24 protein-coding genes are annotated in these 15,608 nt (G+C 71.0%); 16 read left to right on the top strand and 8 right to left on the bottom strand.

All coding sequences use genetic code 11. The annotated features are described in order from the left end of the window. The first annotated feature begins 149 nt into the window (after window positions 1-149). Both ACFYZL_RS29285 and ACFYZL_RS29280 read left to right on the top strand, forming a co-directional pair. Window positions 150-536: a helix-turn-helix transcriptional regulator gene (locus tag ACFYZL_RS29285; protein WP_388683036.1), complete on the top strand. Its 387-nt coding sequence runs from the start codon at window positions 150-152 to the stop codon at window positions 534-536. 97 nt (window positions 537-633) lie between these two features. Further along, window positions 634-846 carry a hypothetical protein gene (locus ACFYZL_RS29280; protein ID WP_384744205.1) on the top strand — a complete coding sequence of 71 codons (213 nt, stop codon included), beginning with the start codon at window positions 634-636 and terminating at the stop codon, window positions 844-846. A gap of 89 nt (window positions 847-935) precedes the next feature. On the opposite strand, the gene ACFYZL_RS29275 is transcribed toward ACFYZL_RS29280, so the two are convergent. Beyond that, window positions 936-1,361, bottom strand: a complete 426-nt coding sequence (locus tag ACFYZL_RS29275; RefSeq protein WP_388683033.1) for a hypothetical protein — start codon at window positions 1,359-1,361, stop codon at window positions 936-938. Window positions 1,362-1,494: 133 nt separating this feature from the next. Here ACFYZL_RS29275 and ACFYZL_RS29270 point away from each other — a divergent pair, with 133 nt between their 5' ends. From ACFYZL_RS29270 to ACFYZL_RS29245, 6 genes are all read left to right on the top strand, one after another. Next, a complete protein-coding gene (locus ACFYZL_RS29270; RefSeq protein WP_384744208.1) occupies window positions 1,495-1,761 on the top strand; it encodes a GlsB/YeaQ/YmgE family stress response membrane protein in 267 nt (88 codons plus the stop codon). 250 nt (window positions 1,762-2,011) lie between these two features. Then, complete coding sequence (locus ACFYZL_RS29265) at window positions 2,012-2,182, top strand: CsbD family protein (RefSeq protein WP_384744209.1); 171 nt, start codon at window positions 2,012-2,014, stop codon at window positions 2,180-2,182. Between the two features lie 611 nt (window positions 2,183-2,793). After that, window positions 2,794-3,198 carry a gas vesicle protein gene (locus tag ACFYZL_RS29260; RefSeq protein ID WP_388683074.1) on the top strand — a complete coding sequence of 135 codons (405 nt, stop codon included), beginning with the start codon at window positions 2,794-2,796 and terminating at the stop codon, window positions 3,196-3,198. Continuing rightward, window positions 3,195-4,022: a GvpL/GvpF family gas vesicle protein gene (locus tag ACFYZL_RS29255; RefSeq protein WP_388683029.1), complete on the top strand. Its 828-nt coding sequence runs from the start codon at window positions 3,195-3,197 to the stop codon at window positions 4,020-4,022. Before ACFYZL_RS29260 ends, ACFYZL_RS29255 begins: the two co-directional genes overlap by 4 nt. Continuing rightward, window positions 4,019-4,249 carry a gas vesicle protein gene (locus tag ACFYZL_RS29250; protein ID WP_384744214.1) on the top strand — a complete coding sequence of 77 codons (231 nt, stop codon included), beginning with the start codon at window positions 4,019-4,021 and terminating at the stop codon, window positions 4,247-4,249. Before ACFYZL_RS29255 ends, ACFYZL_RS29250 begins: the two co-directional genes overlap by 4 nt. After that, on the top strand, window positions 4,239-4,655 hold the full coding sequence (locus tag ACFYZL_RS29245; protein WP_384744216.1) for a gas vesicle protein K: 417 nt from the start codon (window positions 4,239-4,241) through the stop codon (window positions 4,653-4,655). Before ACFYZL_RS29250 ends, ACFYZL_RS29245 begins: the two co-directional genes overlap by 11 nt. A gap of 11 nt (window positions 4,656-4,666) precedes the next feature. Here ACFYZL_RS29245 and ACFYZL_RS29240 read toward each other — a convergent pair whose 3' ends face one another. Beyond that, window positions 4,667-5,035, bottom strand: a complete 369-nt coding sequence (locus tag ACFYZL_RS29240) for a hypothetical protein (RefSeq protein ID WP_388683026.1) — start codon at window positions 5,033-5,035, stop codon at window positions 4,667-4,669. A 154-nt stretch (window positions 5,036-5,189) separates the two neighbouring features. Here ACFYZL_RS29240 and ACFYZL_RS29235 point away from each other — a divergent pair, with 154 nt between their 5' ends. After that, a complete protein-coding gene (locus ACFYZL_RS29235) occupies window positions 5,190-5,516 on the top strand; it encodes a MarR family transcriptional regulator (protein WP_388683024.1) in 327 nt (108 codons plus the stop codon). Between the two features lie 45 nt (window positions 5,517-5,561). Here the strand turns inward: ACFYZL_RS29235 and ACFYZL_RS29230 are convergent, their stop codons facing one another. From ACFYZL_RS29230 to ACFYZL_RS29220, 3 genes are all read right to left on the bottom strand, one after another. Continuing rightward, on the bottom strand, window positions 5,562-6,131 hold the full coding sequence (locus ACFYZL_RS29230; protein ID WP_388683021.1) for a hypothetical protein: 570 nt from the start codon (window positions 6,129-6,131) through the stop codon (window positions 5,562-5,564). A 95-nt stretch (window positions 6,132-6,226) separates the two neighbouring features. Continuing rightward, on the bottom strand, window positions 6,227-7,282 hold the full coding sequence (locus ACFYZL_RS29225; RefSeq protein WP_384744223.1) for an NAD-dependent epimerase/dehydratase family protein: 1,056 nt from the start codon (window positions 7,280-7,282) through the stop codon (window positions 6,227-6,229). A 34-nt stretch (window positions 7,283-7,316) separates the two neighbouring features. Continuing rightward, window positions 7,317-8,000, bottom strand: a complete 684-nt coding sequence (locus tag ACFYZL_RS29220) for an HAD family hydrolase (protein WP_384744224.1) — start codon at window positions 7,998-8,000, stop codon at window positions 7,317-7,319. A gap of 317 nt (window positions 8,001-8,317) precedes the next feature. On the opposite strand from ACFYZL_RS29220, the gene ACFYZL_RS29215 reads away from it, so the two are divergent. The 3 genes from ACFYZL_RS29215 to ACFYZL_RS29205 are packed head-to-tail and all read left to right on the top strand — an operon-like array spanning window position 8,318 to window position 10,312. Beyond that, on the top strand, window positions 8,318-9,013 hold the full coding sequence (locus ACFYZL_RS29215; RefSeq protein WP_388683018.1) for a HemK2/MTQ2 family protein methyltransferase: 696 nt from the start codon (window positions 8,318-8,320) through the stop codon (window positions 9,011-9,013). 22 nt (window positions 9,014-9,035) lie between these two features. Beyond that, window positions 9,036-9,254 carry a CDGSH iron-sulfur domain-containing protein gene (locus ACFYZL_RS29210; protein ID WP_384744227.1) on the top strand — a complete coding sequence of 73 codons (219 nt, stop codon included), beginning with the start codon at window positions 9,036-9,038 and terminating at the stop codon, window positions 9,252-9,254. Beyond that, window positions 9,254-10,312: an iron-containing redox enzyme family protein gene (locus ACFYZL_RS29205; protein ID WP_384744283.1), complete on the top strand. Its 1,059-nt coding sequence runs from the start codon at window positions 9,254-9,256 to the stop codon at window positions 10,310-10,312. Before ACFYZL_RS29210 ends, ACFYZL_RS29205 begins: the two co-directional genes overlap by 1 nt. A gap of 819 nt (window positions 10,313-11,131) precedes the next feature. Here ACFYZL_RS29205 and ACFYZL_RS29200 read toward each other — a convergent pair. Together ACFYZL_RS29200 and ACFYZL_RS29195 are read right to left on the bottom strand one after the other, a co-directional pair. Beyond that, window positions 11,132-12,259, bottom strand: coding sequence for an SRPBCC family protein (locus tag ACFYZL_RS29200; RefSeq protein WP_388683015.1), 1,128 nt, complete (start codon window positions 12,257-12,259; stop codon window positions 11,132-11,134). A 3-nt stretch (window positions 12,260-12,262) separates the two neighbouring features. After that, window positions 12,263-13,228, bottom strand: coding sequence for a histone protein (locus ACFYZL_RS29195; RefSeq protein WP_388683013.1), 966 nt, complete (start codon window positions 13,226-13,228; stop codon window positions 12,263-12,265). 237 nt (window positions 13,229-13,465) lie between these two features. Here ACFYZL_RS29195 and ACFYZL_RS29190 point away from each other — a divergent pair, with 237 nt between their 5' ends. The 4 genes from ACFYZL_RS29190 to ACFYZL_RS29175 are packed head-to-tail and all read left to right on the top strand — an operon-like array spanning window position 13,466 to window position 15,322. After that, a complete protein-coding gene (locus ACFYZL_RS29190) occupies window positions 13,466-13,849 on the top strand; it encodes a gas vesicle protein (RefSeq protein WP_384744231.1) in 384 nt (127 codons plus the stop codon). A gap of 29 nt (window positions 13,850-13,878) precedes the next feature. Further along, window positions 13,879-14,343, top strand: coding sequence for a gas vesicle structural protein GvpA (locus tag ACFYZL_RS29185; RefSeq protein WP_384744233.1), 465 nt, complete (start codon window positions 13,879-13,881; stop codon window positions 14,341-14,343). 3 nt (window positions 14,344-14,346) lie between these two features. Continuing rightward, window positions 14,347-15,057: a GvpL/GvpF family gas vesicle protein gene (locus ACFYZL_RS29180; RefSeq protein WP_384744235.1), complete on the top strand. Its 711-nt coding sequence runs from the start codon at window positions 14,347-14,349 to the stop codon at window positions 15,055-15,057. A 16-nt stretch (window positions 15,058-15,073) separates the two neighbouring features. Next, window positions 15,074-15,322, top strand: coding sequence for a gas vesicle protein GvpG (locus tag ACFYZL_RS29175; protein ID WP_388683009.1), 249 nt, complete (start codon window positions 15,074-15,076; stop codon window positions 15,320-15,322). Between the two features lie 13 nt (window positions 15,323-15,335). On the opposite strand, the gene ACFYZL_RS29170 is transcribed toward ACFYZL_RS29175, so the two are convergent. Next, complete coding sequence (locus ACFYZL_RS29170; protein WP_384744238.1) at window positions 15,336-15,506, bottom strand: hypothetical protein; 171 nt, start codon at window positions 15,504-15,506, stop codon at window positions 15,336-15,338. Between the last annotated feature and the right edge of the window lie 102 nt (window positions 15,507-15,608).

Genomic DNA, 15,608 nt, shown 5'->3' with positions numbered 1-15,608 from the left:
GCACGGGGCTTGCGGCGCGATGCGCGATCGCTCGGTCGTGCGGGGAGGTCCCGCTCGGCTCTACAGCACCCTGCCCGGCCAACGGACACACGTCAAGCAATACCTGAAATGCAGTTCCGGATTGGCTTTTCGTGCGTCGTGGCTCAAGAATGGGCGGGGTGGAGAGCGAGCACACGAGTCACCGCAGGAACCGCTGGACGTTCCTGACGAACCACGCCCGGGTCCTGATCGCCATCGCGCGAGACCCGGGCGTCCGCCTGCGCGACATCGCCACGGGCTGCGGGCTCACCGAGCGCACCGTGCAGACGATCGTCACGGACCTGGAGGCGGACGGGTACCTCACCCGGACCAGGGACGGCCGGCGCAACCGCTACGTCATCGCCCCCGGCGCGCGCTTCCGCCATCCGGCGGAGGCCGGCCTGGAGATCGCCGGCCTGCTGGCCTACCTGGCCGCCCCGCTGACGGCCCCGCCGGCGCTCGCCGTCGACGGCGCGGAGGAGGTGTCGGGCGACGGAACGCCGCGCGCGACGGCGTAGGTCGCCGCGATGCGCAGGGCTCGGCCCTGTTTCGACCGGGGCGGGGCGGGTAGCCGCGCGGACGACCAACCGACCCTCTCGTGAGGAGGCAACTCGTATGGGTGGCATAGGCGGTTGCATCGCCTTGATCGTGGTGGGAGCCACGCTCACCTTCGCCAGCGACTGGCACATGGACGGCGTGAACCTCGACGTGGTCGGCCTGATCATGATGGGCGCCGGATTCCTCGGCCTCGGCGTGTACGCGAGCGTCGCGAGGCGCCGCCGCGCGGGCGCACTGCCGATCGTGGACGAAACCCGCGACCGGACCTGACCCGCCGCCCCCGCACAGCCCTGGGCCTCGTGCATGCCGGGCTCCTGTGCATGCCGGGCTCCTGCCCTTGCCGGGGTCCCGCCGACCGACTACCCCACGGCCGCGATCGGGACCGCGGGATCGTCCGTCAGGGCCGGGCGGTCGGTTCTGTGCTTTCGGACACGGACGAATTTGGCCCTGGTCGCCCAGGTGCCCAGGTCGGCGGTGTCCGCGTCGTACTCCTGCCAGGTCCTGCCCCGCTCACCGTCATGGGGCGTCCAGGAACGCGGCTCGGATTCCCAGACCGTGACCGTGGTGACCCAGCTCAGTTCCTGCCTGAACGGAGCACCGGGTTCGGCCGCGGAGGCCCGCGCGCGCAGGGATCCGAGACGGTTCAGGCCCAGGCGCGCCAGCGAGAACGCGACCGCCTCGCCGCCCTCGTCCCCCCGGTCGGACCACACCGCGACGGCGGCGCCCGTGAAGTGCGTCGCCTCGTAGAGCGTCGCCTCGCACTTCGGGCCGGTCTCGTCGGCCATGGGTCATGGCACCTCCCGCCTGGCCTGCGTCTTCCCTCGCGGCGCCCGTCGCATTCCCTGCGGGACAGAGGTTTGGAGCGCGGCATGCGGGCAGATGGAATTGCACAAGACGTGTGCGGGAAAGAGGCGGGCCATGGGGATCATCGGCTGGATTCTAATGGGGCTTTTCGCCGGACTCATCGCGAAGTTCCTGATGCCGGGCCGAGACCCCGGTGGTTGCATCGTGACGCCCCTCATCGGCATCGCCGGCGGCGTTCTCGGAGGATGGCTCGGAAAAGTCATTTTCGGAGTCGACTCCATTGACGGATTCTTCGAGCTCTCCACCTGGATCGCGGCCATTGTCGGTTCTCTGATCATCCTGGTCGCCTACCGGTTGCTGTTCGGGAGGAAGCACTCGTGAGGTTTCCCCGTGGACGGCGTTCCCGTCGGAGGTTCAAGCGCCGGGTCCTGCGCCGTATGAGACCTCGCTCCCTCGTGAGCCGGGTCTTCATGCGCATGTCGATGTGGGGTATGGGCGCGATGATGTGGGTGATGCGTCGGACGTTCCGGCGAATGGTGCGAGCGGCGATCATCGGCCGCCTCCTCCTCGAATGAGGAATACGTGAGGCCATGGCGGGTAGCGGCCAGGCGAGTCAGGGAGGTGACACGGCATGGCCACAGGGAAGAAGGTCAAGAACACCGGCAAGAACGTCAAGGGCAAGATCAAGGAGACGACGGGAAAGGCCGTGGGCAACGAGAGCCTCGAGGCCAAGGGAAAGACCGAACAGAGGCTGGCCGACGCCAAGCAGGCGGGGCAGAAAGCCAAGGACGCCCTGTCCTGACCGTTCCGGAACCGAAGGCCGTCGACCGGCGCGGTCGGCGGCCTTTGCGCATGAAAGTTCCGAATACGAGGTGTGATGTGGGTGGTTCGGGGGAGGCGCTCTAGCCCATGGAGGTCGGAGTCACCGAGGAAGCCGTGGGAGGAGGGTGAATCGATCTCCTACGAACGGAAGGAAAGCGCCATGATCATGGTGCCTCAGGGGGCGACCGCAGGACTCGGCCGCAGCGGCACGGCCATGAGCAGCCTCTACGACGTCCCGGACCTCGTTCTCGGTCGCGAGCCGGCCGCCCGTGCGCCGATCACGATCGAGCGGGGCGGGGTCGGCGGCGCTTCGTCCTCGCCGTCGTCGGCACGTGCGTTCGCTCCACAGCAGCGCGCAACCGGCTGGATGGCGACCGCGAGGCTTCCGCGCAGCCGTCGCAGGCGCCCGGCTGCGCGGACCAGGGCGCTCGGAGCCCTCCCTTGGCACCTGGCGGGCGGAGGCAAGGACGAAGGGGACCAAGAGGAAGAGGACGCGGACCCTCCTGCTCTGCCCGGGCGGGAACGGCATCGGATCGGAGGCGAGGGCAGGTGACGAACCCCCTGGACCGCAGGTTCGGAACGGGCCCGCCCATGACGGGGTACCCGGCGAGCTCCTCGTCCAGCCTGGCCGACATCCTGGAGCGGGTCTTGGACAAGGGAATCGTCATTGCCGGAGACATCCGCATCAACCTGCTCGACATCGAACTCCTCACCATCAAGCTGCGCATCCTGATCGCGTCGGTGGACAAGGCCCGGGAGATGGGCATCGACTGGTGGGAGCACGACGCGTCGTTGTCCTCCCGGCACGCCGAGGACTCTCTGTCCGCGGAGAACCAACGCCTGCGCGAAGAGCTTTCGCAGCTGCGTCGGGAGAGGCTCACCGCCTCCGAACCTCAATCCCACACCCTGGACCTGGCCCCGGAGCAGGAACGGGAGCCGGCGCGGGAGCCGCGACGGCCCGTTCGGGGCACTGGCGGACGGAGGGCCGAGCAGTGAACCCCGCAAGCGATCCGACGCTCGTCTACGTCTACGCCGTCACGCCACCCGCCCCCGTCCCGGACGGTCTTCTGACCCACCTTTCCGGGGTGTCCGGCAGCCCCGTCACTCTGCTGGCACCCGCGGGCGAGGGGAGGGCACCCGTCGCGTTCGTCATCAGCGACGTGGCGTACGCGGATTGGGCGGAAGAGGTGCTCGAGCAGCGCTTCGAGGACCTGCAGTGGCTCGAGGAGACCGCCCGAGCCCACCACCTCGTGATCGAAACCCTGGCCGCGCACACCACCGTGCTGCCCCTGCGGATGGCCACCCTCTACCAGGACCGCGTCCGGGCACTGCGGGCGCTGGAGCAGCAGGGTCGGAACTTCGCCGTGCAGCTGGACAGGCTCAGAGCCCACACCGAGTACGGCGTCAAGATCTACGTGCGCCCCGCCGCCGGCCCGGAACCGGCCGCAGCCCCGGCGCCGACCAGCCCCGGCAAGGCGTACTTGCAGGCCCGGCGGGCCCACCATGACGCTCGGGAGGAGCACTACCGGCAGGCGCAGCTGGCCGCCGACCGGATCGCCGACATCGCTCGCGGCCATGCGAGCCTGCACGTACGCCATGCACCCCAGAGCGGCCCGCTGGCCGCACGAGCGGACGGGGAGAACGTCCTCAACGACGCCTTCCTGGTGCCGGACGGCGAAGCCGACACGTTCCGGGCGGCCGTGCACGCCGTCGTCGAGGGTTTCGAGGGGATCCGCCTCGAGGTGACGGGTCCGTGGGCCCCGTACTCCTTCGCCGCCACGCCTGTGACTCCCCCGCCCCCGGGTGCGCCCGCGCCATGAGCACCGTCGACCGCCATGACGCGCCCCTGTCCGGCCGGCAGGTCGCGCTCGTCGATCTGCTCGACCGGCTGCTGGCCGGGGGCGTCGTCATCGCCGGCGACATCGTCCTGTCGATCGCGGACATCGACCTCGTACGGATCTCGCTGCGCGCCCTCGTCAGTTCCGTCTCCACCGCCGTCGACACTCCCCGACGGGCTCCGGAGGGTGGGCCTCGCCATGAGCCGTGAATCCCGGGAGCGGCAACGCCCCGGCCCCACCACTCCGGACCTGGAGGCCGTTGGCGGGGCGATGGCCGATGCCGTGACACTGCTGCCGGCCTCAGCCGCCGATACGGCGCGCTCCGCGCGCTCCGGCGGCCACCGGATCCGGACCGGCCCGGACACCGTCGGAGAGGACCTGGTCAAGCTCGTCCTCACGGTGGTGGAGCTCCTGCGCCAGCTCATCGAGCGGCAGGCGCTGCGCCGCGTCGACGCCGGGGACCTCAGCGACGCACAGGAAGAGGAGCTCGGAGCCACCCTCCTCGCGCTCCACGACCGCATGCTGGAGCTGTGCGAACGGCACGGCTGCACCCTCGAAGACCTGAATCTCGATCTGGGCCCTCTGGGGCCCCTGCTTCCGCCGCCCGAGCCCTGATCGGCCACGGGTCACGCGCGGCGCACCGAGCCCCGGCCCACCCACAGAGCGGCTTCTTCCACCTGGTCGTCCGTGAGCCCGGACTCACGGGCGAGTTCCCTCACGCTGATGCCGGCGGGGTGCGCGGCATGAACTCGGGCGAGGCGCCCGGCCCAGAGTTCGGCGTACGTGAACGGCCGCTCGCGCAGGGCGGCGGTGAGGCGGCTCAGATGGTCGGGCGCGCATGCGGCGACGGGCCGCCGGCCGTCGTGGGCGGGGTCGGCCGGGTCCAGGTAGGAGGAGTCGGCGACGCGGGCGTACCGCCCGGATCCGGCGGCGAACGACGCGCCGCACAGGCCGCACTCTTCGGGGTCCGCCGGAGTGACGTCCGCGGCGGTCACCGAGCACCGCCGAGCAAGGGGTTCATGAGCCCTCCAGGACCTGATCGAGCCGGTTCGGCCACACTGGCTCTCCTGCCCGATGACGCGCCGGTGATTACCTGAAAACCGCCACGGGTACGTCCACGGATCCCGAACAGGGGGCAAAATGGGATCCATGCCAGAGCAGCGTGACCACCGCTCGGACTGGACGTTCCTGACCACGCACGCTCGCGTCCTGCTCGCGATCTCCCGCGATCCCGGGGTACGTCTCCGGGACATCGCCCTCATCTGTGGCGTGACCGAGCGGACGGCGCAGGCGGTCGTCGCCGATCTCGAAGAAGCCGGATACCTCACGCGTGGCCGCGCCGAGGACGGCCGCCGCAACCACTACGCGATCGTGCCGGGCGCCCTCTTCCGTCACCCCGCCGAAGCCGGCCATGAGATCGCCGGTCTCCTCGCGCTCCTCGCCGAGCCGCACCACACGGCCCGGGGCGACGCCTGACGGCAGTCCGGCCGGCCTCCTGCTCCCCCTCGCCGCACCACGCGGTCAGAAGGCGCCCCGGGGCAGAGAACGCGCCCTCGCCTGCCGGACCGTGTCCGCCGGGCCGCCTTGGCCGGGGCCGAAGACCCGCACGGCACACCGCGTCCGTAGCTCTTCGAGGATCTCGGCCTGTTCCTCGGCCCGTTCCAGGAGCCACGCCAGCCGCGCCGCGTCGATTCGGTCGTCGCTCTCGGCCAGGGAGTGCAGGGTCAACCAACAGGACCGCTTGCCCTGGACGCCCAACCGCATGGCCTCCAGCTCGATGACGTCGCTGAGCGGAGACCGGGAGAAGACCCGTCCGTTGAGCTTGAGGCGGCCCGCCTTCTCCCCCAGCCGGCCCAGAGCGGCCCTGGACCGGCGCTCGGACACGTCCAGGCTCCGCATGATCTCCTTCAGGTACTCGCGGTCCTGTGCGACCTCCCGCGCCAGGCGTTCCAGCAGCGGGCCGAAGGGTTTGCCGCTGTGGCTCTTGGCCGCTCGCTTCAGGAGCGCGGTTCCTGCGCCGGCTCCCGCCAGGTGGTCGTTGAGGTAGAGCTCGAGCAGGTGGTGGGCATCGCGTTTCGAGGACGTGCGCATGGCCCGCTCCTCCCTTGGATCGTGTGCGGGACGTCTGGGTGCCCCCCGGTGCGTCTGCCCCGGCCCGGCCGCCCCGCCCGGCGGCCGCTGTCGGCTCAGGCCGCCAGGGGGGCCGTCGGCATCCCGGCCCGCTCCCGCAGGCCGGCGAGGAACTCCTGGACCGCCTCGACCGAGCTGTACCAGGGCCGCCACCCGAGCACCTCCCGAGCACGGGAGGAGTCCATCAGGGGCAGCCGCAGCACCGCGTCGAAGAGGTCCGGGGACGCCGGTACGAAGTGCAGGCGCCAGGCCGTGGCGAGCGCCGCCCGGACCGCCGTCTCGGGTACGCGCACGGGCCGCGACGCGAGGATGCCCGCAAGGACCCGGGCGTCCAGGGCCGGCTCCGCGGCGAGGTTGAAGGCCCCGTGGACGGGACGGGCGACCGCCGCCGCGTAAGCGGCCGCGGCATCGTCGGTGTGGAGGGCCTGGAAGCGCAGTCCCGGCAGATCGGGGACGGCGGGGATCAGACCGGGCCGGACGAGCCGACCGGGAAGCAGCGACCCGGCGAAGATGCGCCGCTGCTCGCAGGCGGCCTCCCGCTTGAACAGGAAACCCGGGCGCATCCGTACCACCCGGACCGCCGGGTGGGCGGTCTCGAAGCCGTCGAGGAGCCGTTCCACGTAGGCCTTCTCCCGGCAGTACGCGGCCCCGGGCCACCCGTGGGTGGGCCAGGACTCGTCGACCGCGTGGTCCTTGGGACCGGGCGAGTAGGTGCCGACCGAGGAGGCGTAGACGAGGGCCGGTACGCCCGCGGCCACGACGGCGTCGAAGACGCGGATGCTCCCGAGGACGTTGGTCCGCCAGGTTTCGGCCGGATCGTGCGTGGGCCGGAACTTCCACGCGAGGTGGATCACGGCGTCGGCGCCGTCGAAATGGTGCGTGAGATCCGCTCCGCCGGGTTCGATGTCCACGGCGCGCCAGCGGGTCTTCGCCGGCCGCCAGTCGGGCAGTCTGCGGGCCAGGCCCAGGACCGACCCCACCGAGGGATCGGCGGCCAGCGCACGCACCACGCTGGTGCCGACGTTGCCCGTGGCGCCCACGACCACGACGTGGCGCCCCGGGCGGGTGGTCGAGCTGTCCGAGCCGGGCTCGGAAGGCGGGAGGTGCGTCATCGGACATCCCCTTCCACGGGGGTACGGTCACCGCTCACCGACCGGCGCCCTGCGGCGGCGGGTCGGCGAACGGACTGCGGTCCAGTTGGTCGAGCAGGTCGGCCGGCCCGCCGTACACCGCACGGGCCCCGGCTTCCTCCAGGTCGCGGCGGGGTATCCCGCCGCAGAGCAGGCCCACACCGGTGACACCGGCCCGGGCGGCGGCTTTCATGTCCCATACGGTGTCCCCGACGAAGACCGCTCCGCGAGCGGGCGCATCGGCCAGTCCGAGGGCATGGTGCACGGGGTCCGGCGCCGGCTTGCCCGCGTCCACGTCGTCGGCACTCGCGGTGGCGGTGATGGCTTCGTCGGCGCCGATGGCCCGAGTCAGCGCACCGAGTTCCGAGCCCCCCGCCGAGGTGACGAGGACGACCCGCCAGCCCCGCCCGTCGAGAGTGCGCAGCAGCTCGTCCGCCGAGTCGAGGCGGGGCAGGCGGTCGAAGTACGTGCCGTAGAGGGTGTCGTGCGCGGCGCTGAGTTCCGCGTCCTCACCCGTATCCCTGCCGTCGCCGAGCAGGTGGGCGAGGAGGTCCTCGCCCGGCAGCCCGATCGCGCGGTGGATGGCGTGCATCGATACGTCGTGCCCGGCTTGCCGCAGGGCCTCCCACCAGGAAGTGACGTGCAGGTGATTGGTATCGGCGAGGGTCCCGTCGATGTCGAACAGCGCGGCGCGGTTCACGGACGGTCTCCTTCGGTCGGGGGCACTGTCGGCTCCGGCTGCACGGCTGCTTCACCGTTTCCGGACCTCCCGCGACTACCCACCCTGTCCGGCAGCACTCGCGGGGCCCGGCGGTTCTTGCGCCGCGGATGGGGGGCCGGTGCGGACCGGGAAAGGCGTCCGCGGTGTCGCGCTCCCTTCGGATCTTCCACAGGACCGCGACGCATGCCCCTGCCGCACGGTCCGGCCGATTGATCCGTCGACGGGAATGGAACGACGGGCCTCGGGTAGCCGCAGCTCAGACAGGGGCGAAACCCCTCGGGACGACGGAGGTGACCATGGACCTGCTCGGCAGCACCGATCACTCGGCTCAAGTGCAGGAGCGTCTGGTACGCCTGCCGGGGGTCTATCGCCCCCAGGAGGACACCCGCCTGCTGCAGGAAGCCCTCTCGGAGGAGCAGCTAGGGCGCGGCCAGGAGGTTCTGGACATCGGCACCGGGACGGGGGCGGTGGCGTTGCGCGCGGCCGCGACCGGAGCCCGGGTCACCGCCGTGGACGTGGCCTTGGCCGCGGTCGTGGCGGCCCGCCTCAACGCGTGGCTGCGCCGCCTGCCCCTGCGCGTCCTGCACGGCGACTTCGCCGCCCGGGGCTCCGGAAACGGCTATGACCTGGTGCTGGCGAATCCCCCGTACGTGCCCTCCCCGGAGCGGGAGCTGCCGTCCAGGGGGCCCGGTCTGGCCTGGGACGCGGGGCGCGACGGCCGGGCGGTCATCGACCGCATCTGCGCGCTCGCACCCGTCCTGCTCCGCCCGGGCGGGGTGCTGCTGCTCGTCCATTCCGCCCTGTGCGACAGCGACCGGACCATCGACCGCCTGGAACGGGCGGGAGTCCGCGGGCACGTGACCGCGCGGCGCCGGGTGGCCTGGGGCCCGGTCCTCCGCTCCAGGCGGGCTTGGCTGCAGGAACGCGGGCTGGCGGCTCCCGGTGAGCAGTGGGAGGAGTTGGTGGTCGTCCGTGCCCGCAACGCCGTCTGACCCCGAAGTCCGCCGTGTCCGCATGGATCCGGCGGGTCCGCTGCTGGTCGAGGGCCCGGTGGAGGTGCTCCTCGACGACGGCACGACCGCCGTGTCCGACCGCTTCGTCGTCGCCCTGTGCACGTGTCGCAGGACGCGTACCCCGCCGTGGTGCGACACCAGCCACCGGCCCCGGCGCCGCGCCGTCGACGAGCCGGCTCGCGGATCCGACCCCGAAGCGCGAGAGGAGCCCCACCCGTGATCCCGACCGATGCCGCCACCGGGGGCGCCGGCCCCGAACCGGGCTCGGAGCGCCGCGATGGACCGGTGCTGCCGGCTGCCCGCGGTCCCCTCTCCGGCGCCGTACTCGGCGCGTTGCGCGACCCCGGCGGGCTTGCGTCCTCCGGGCCCGCCACCGCGGCCGTCGCCACCGCGGCCGACCCGTGGGGGGAGGACCTCCAGCTCGCGCTCTACGTCCTGTACGAACTCCACTACCGGGGTTTCGCCGGCGTACCGGACGACCTGGAATGGGACGCACGGCTGATCGACCTGCGGGGGCACCTGGAGTCGCGCATGCTGGGCGCGTTGCGCGAGGAGCTGACGGGCGCCCCGACCGACGTGGACGCGGCGTTCGGGCCGCTGCTGGAAGAGCCCGTCGACCTGAGCGGCAGCCTGAGCCATTTCCTGGCGACCGAGGGCGAGCTGTGGCAGCTGCGGGAGTACGCGGCCCTGCGGTCCCTGTACCACCTCAAGGAGGCCGACCCGCACCTTTGGGTGGTGCCGCGGCTCACCGGACGGGCCAAGGCGGCGATGGTGGCCGTGGAGTACGACGAGTTCGGCGCGGGCCGACCCGAGCGCATCCACGCCCGGCTGTTCGCCGACCTGATGACCGACCTGGGCCTGGACCCCTCGTACGGCAGCCACGTGGAGCGGGCCCCGGCCCCCGTCCTCGCGACGGTCAACCTCATGTCCCTCTTCGGCCTGCACCGGGCCCTGCGCGGCGCGTTGATCGGCCACTTCGCCAGTGTCGAGGTGACCTCCTCCCCCGGTTCCCGTCGACTGGCCCGGGCGATGCGCCGTTGTGGGGCCGGACCGGCCGCCGAGCACTTCTACGCCGAGCACGTGGAGGCGGACGCGGTCCACGAACAGGTCGTCCGGCACGAGGTGATCGCCGGACTGCTCGCCGTCGAACCCCATCTGGAGGCGGACGTCGCTTTCGGGTGCGCGGCCACGGGGTTGTTGGAGGACCGTCTCTCGGATCATCTGCGGCAGAGGTGGACCGCCGGGAAATCGGCGCTGCGCGTTCCCCTTCCCCTGTGATCGAGCGGGGGGGAGCCGTCACGCGCCTGCCACGCGGAGTGCCTGCGCCGGGCCGATGTCCGCGGTGGGGGCGATCATGCCCGTGGCGGTGTCCAGGCGGTTCGGGGCGCCGACCCGCTGGTTGCGGACCCGCAGGCGCAGTGTGTGGGCAGCCCGGAGCGGGGACGTCGACGAGCGGCGTGCAGGCCGACCGGCGCTCCGCGTGGTCGGCGAGGCCGTCGGCGTGGACCGGCTACCCCGTGGCGTGGGCGTCGACGCGGGGACCCTGCGCGAACTGCGCCTGGAACATCTCGGACGCGTCGTGGACGTCCTCGTGGTCCGTTTCCGCCGCGTCCAACCGACTGGCGGCCCGCTCGCCCCCCGTTTCCTCGTGGACGTGCGGGGCGACGCGGGCGGTGGTGATGGTGTGCGGCCCCGCCGGGGCCGCATCCCCAGGTGTACCGCGCCTCCGCCAGGCGGTCGGCCCGATCGTCGGAGGACCACCGCAGCACGCTCGCGTCGTCGTCGCCCACGAGGGAGACGGAGGCACCCGTGGTGCCCGGAAGGTCGAGGCGGGCCCGGCGCAGAACGGCGGGCACGTCTCGGGCCGGGACGCTCGAAACGCCCCGACGAAGGCCTCGGAGAGACGTTCGGGGCACGACCTGCGCAGGTCCCGACCCCGCTCAAGGATGGGTTACGACACGGGTGCCGCCGACCGCCGACGCCCGCAGCCCACTGGACGACCCCCCGTCACCCAACCGACGCCGGACGGCGAGCCCCCCGGCCGGCGTACGGGATCACCGGGCTTCCCAGCCGTCGGATCCCGTCCTCCCGCGAGCCTCAGCGCCGACGACGCGGGCGTCTGTGCTGCTCTTCCTCGTCCTCGTCCTCGTCCTCTCCCCCGCCTTCCTCTTCTTCCTCCTCGTACTCTTCCTCGTCCTGTTCCTCCGGGTAGTCCTGCTCCTCGTCCGCGTAGTCCTCGTCGGCTTCCGCGTCCGCGTCCTCGTCGGCTTCCGCGTCCTCGTCGGCTTCCGCGTCCGCGTCCTCGTCCGCGTCCTCGTACTCGTCCTCGTATTCCTCTTCGTCGCCTTCGCCCTCGCCGGATTCCGAATCCTCCTCGCCCTCGGGCTCTTCGGCTTCGGCTTCCTCTTCTTCGAGGGCTTCTTCGTGGGTGACGACGACTTCGCCGTCCTGGATCTCTCCGCGCCAACCGTCGGGTTCCGCGTTGGAGAGGGTGACGTGGCGATCGAAATGCTTCAGGTCGAGGCGCAGTCGTCGGCCCTGGGCGCGCCAGATGTTTCCCGTCTTCTCGAAGAGTCCGGCGGGGTAGTACTCGACGACCACGAGGATCCGGGTCAGCGAGGGAGCGAGTTCGTGGAAGCTCACGCAGCCGCGCGTCGTTCCCTTGGGTCCCGAGGAGGACCAGACGATCCTCTCGTCGGGAACCTGTTCTTCCACGGTGGCCTTCCAGCTGCGCGTGGAGGGGCCGACCTTCACCTTCCAGTCGGTGGTCGTGTCGTCGCTTTGCGAGACGCTGCGCACGCCCTTCGCGAAGCTGCTGAAGTCCTCGTACTGGGTCCAGTGGTCGTAGGCGGTACGCAGCGGTACCCCGACGTCGATCGATTCGACGATGTTGATGACTTTGGTGCCGCCCTTGCGGCCCTTGCCCTTCCCCTTGCCGCCGAGCAGGTTGGTGCCGACGTCGGTGACCTTGTCCTTCAGGCCTCCGAACGCTTGCCCCAGAACGGCTTTGACCGGAGAGTCCCCTTTGAGGAGTCGTCCTCCGATGCCGGCGAGCGAGCCCCCGTTCTCGGCCACGTCGTAGAGGCCGTCGGTGAGGTCGCCGACCTTGTCCACGGCCTTGTCCGCGAGTTGATCCGCCTGCGCGGAGAGGTAGCTGGTGACCTCGGACATCAGTTTGTCGAGACCCGACTGGGCGCCTTCGGCGCCACGCTCCGTGGTAGCCATGGTTCACCTCCTCGCGGTCGGCTTGCGGCGGGCCGTCGTCTTCTTGGCGGCGGTCTTCTTGGCGGTGGCCTTGGAGGGCGGGCGGCCGGCGGTGCTCTTCTTCGCGGCGGCCTTCTTCGCCGGCGGCTTGGCCGCCTTCTTCGCCGCGGCCTTCTTGGCGGGGGCCCGACTCCTCGTGGATGACGAAGCCGGCTTCGCCCTCGTGCCGGCGGCCTTCTTCGCCGGGGCACGCTTGGAAGCGCCTCCGGACGCGGTCTTCTTGGCAGGGGTCGTCTTCTTGGCGGCTGCGGCCTTCTTCGCCGGGGCAGCCTTCCTGGACGGGGCCGCCTTCTTCGCCGGAGCCGCCTTCTTGGCCGGGGCCTTGCGGGTCTGCGTTCTGCGTGACGCCGGCGTGGCGGCTCGGGCGTGCGAGGTGCGGCGCGCGGGCCGACGGCGAGCTCGCGGTTCCTCCTCCTGCTGCTCCTGCTCTTCCTCTTCCTCCTCGGGTTCCTCTTCCTCCTCGGGCTCCTCTTCCTCGTCCTCGTCCTCGTCCTCGGGCTCGCCCTCGTCTTCCGGCTCTTCCTCCTCGGCTCCGTCGTAGGACTCCTGCTCGGGTTCCTCCTCGTAGCCTTCTTCCGCGTCCTCGTACTCCTCCTCGTCGCCTTCCTCTTCGGGGCCACGGGTCAGAGCGAGGGTCCTGTCGTGCAGCGTGTCGGCCAGCTGGGAGAGCTGACGGTTCGCGGCGGCCGTTATCGCCTTGCGGCCCGCGTCCATGGCTTCGCCCTTGATCTGCTCGCCGAGTTCGGCGACCTGCGGCATCTCGCTGAGCTTCTTGACGCCCTGCATGGCGAGCTCTCGCGGGTCGAGGCCGAACTGGCGGCCGAGGGCGTACGTCGCCAGGCTGATGGCCAGGCGTCCCTTTTTCGCCCGCCCCAGTACGTAGCCTCCGAAGATGGCGGCAGCCAGGGCGATCTTGGTCGTGTCCTCCATGAGCCTTTCCCTTCACCAAGTGCGCGGGGCCGCCGTCACCTCTCCTGCCGGTCCGAGTGCCGCCGCGGACGCGCGTTCGGGTGACGGGACATCGTTCGCACGGTCAACAGGCGGCTGCTCGACCTGGCACCAGTTATGCCTGTTATCGGAAGAGAATCTACGTTTAATCCGAATAGACCCGTTTGGTGTCATTGTGATCGGGCAGTCCCCAAGTCAACCCGTGAGGGGAGTGCGCTCATGGCCGCAGCAGAGCCGACGCGCCGCCGCCGTTCTCCGAACGACGACTACGACGCCTCGGACGCTCGGGCCGCCCGGCCCAGCCGCAAGGGCCCGGTCCGCAAGACACCCGCGCGCCATGGCGTGACCGGAGCGGCCACAGCCATGCGGCTCGCCGCCGAACAGCTCTCCCAGCTGCTGGGGCGGATCCCGGACTCGGTCTCGTCGCTCAAGCCCACGGAAGAGGGCTGGGAGGCGCAGGTCGAGGTCGTCGAACTGGAGCGCATCCCCGATACCACCAGTGTCATGGCCAGTTACAAGGTCACGATCGACGAGGAAGGCGAGTTGATCTCCTACCAGCGGACCCGACGCTACAGCCGGGGCATGATCGACCGACCGGCCTGACGGGCCGGCAACCCTGAAGGGAAGCGGCCATGACTGTGATGCCGCAGGGGGGAACCAGCCTCGGCATGAGCCAAGGCGGAGGCGGGAACACGAGCAGCCTCTACGACGTCCTGGAACTGATCCTGGACCGAGGTCTCGTCATCGACGTCTTCGTCCGCGTTTCGTTGGTCGGGATCGAGATCCTGAAGATCGACGCGCGCATCGTCGTGGCGAGCGTCGACACCTACCTGCGTTTCGCCGAAGCGTGCAACCGGCTCGATCTGGAAGCCGGCCGCAAGGCTCCCGCCCAGCTGACCGACGTCGTGGGCAACATGGTCGAGAGCGGTGCCAGTGGCAAGAGCAAGGGCGCGCTCAGCGGGGCCATCGAGGGAGTGAAGCAGTCCCTGACCGGCAAGTCCGACCAGGAAGAAGAGCCGGAGGAGGAAGCCGAAGAGGAAGAGGCTCCGCGCCGCCGTCGGCCCGCTCGCCGGCCCGTACGCCGCGAGAAGGACTAGACGATGGCTCTCTACGTGTACTCGATCACCGCTGCGACACATCCGCAGCGCCTTGACGGTCTGACCGGAGTCGGGACCGACCCCGCGCCGCTCCGCACCATCACCGCCGGGCGACTGAGCGCGGTCGTCAGCGACGTCGACGAGGAGATCAGGCCCAAACGCCGGGACCTGGCCGCCCACCAGGAGGTCCAGGAGCGGCTCATGGCCGACGGCACGATCCTTCCCCTGCAGTTCGGGTACACCGCCCCGGACGACGTGGCGGTCACACAGGTGCTGCAGGAGCGCGCCGACGCCTACCTGGACGCCCTGGAGAGGCTGGAGGGCTGCGCCGAGTACAACGTCAAGGCGTCCCAGGACGAGGAGGCGCTGCTGCGGGAAGTCCTGGACGATTCCCCGCAGGCCCGGGAACTCAACGACCGGATCCGGGCCGGCGACCCCGATCCCCGGCTGCCGCTCGTGCTCGGCGAACTCGTCGCCCGCGAGGTGCGCGACAGGCAGGAGGCGGTGGCCGCCGGTCTGGTCCAGGCCCTCATTCCTCTCGCTCGCGACCACAGCGTCCGGCCTCCGGCCAACGGTGACATCCTCAGCCTCGCCCTCCTGGTCCCCGACGACCGGAAGCGCAGCTTGGTCGAGGCCGAAGCGGACCTCGCCCGGCAGACCGACGGCATCGCGTTCCGTTTCGCGGGGCCCCTGCCGCCCTACAGCTTCGTATAGAGGCCCGGGAGGAGCCATGGGACTGCTGAGCGCTTTGCTGACCGCGCCGCTGGCGCCGGTGCGGGCCGTGGTGTGGGTGGCGCAGAGGATCGCGGACAGGGCCGACGAGGAGTACTACGACCCCGCGCCGGTCTGGGCCGCCCTCGCCGAACTCGAAGCCCGGCTCCGGCGCGGCGAGATCGATCAGGACGCCTTCGACCGCGCCGAAGACGAACTCCTGGACCGCCTCGACGAAATCACGCGGTTCCGGCAGGGCCTGCGGTGACGAAGGACCCCCTTCAGCGGAAGGTGTCCCCGGCCTTCTCCTTCGTCTCACGGGCCTTTCCCCGTGTTTCCAGCGCAGCGCCCTTGGCGGCCAAGGTCTCCTTGCCCAGCGCGTGCGCCGCTTTCCTCAGGGCCTTTCCCGCGACCTGTTCCACCTGGGCCATGACCTTCTGATTGGCGCTCATGTCGGCCCCCTTTCATGAAACCGCCCATGCTCTCGCCTGGCGTCCGTTCACGACTCCAGGCGCTCAGGCGTCTGTCCCCGTATCTCGCATTCAAACGGTTTC

This window comes from Streptomyces sp. NPDC001717 (assembly GCF_042892775.1).
Lineage (GTDB): Bacteria > Actinomycetota > Actinomycetes > Streptomycetales > Streptomycetaceae > Streptomyces.
This window is presented reverse-complemented; position numbering and strand designations above follow the sequence as displayed.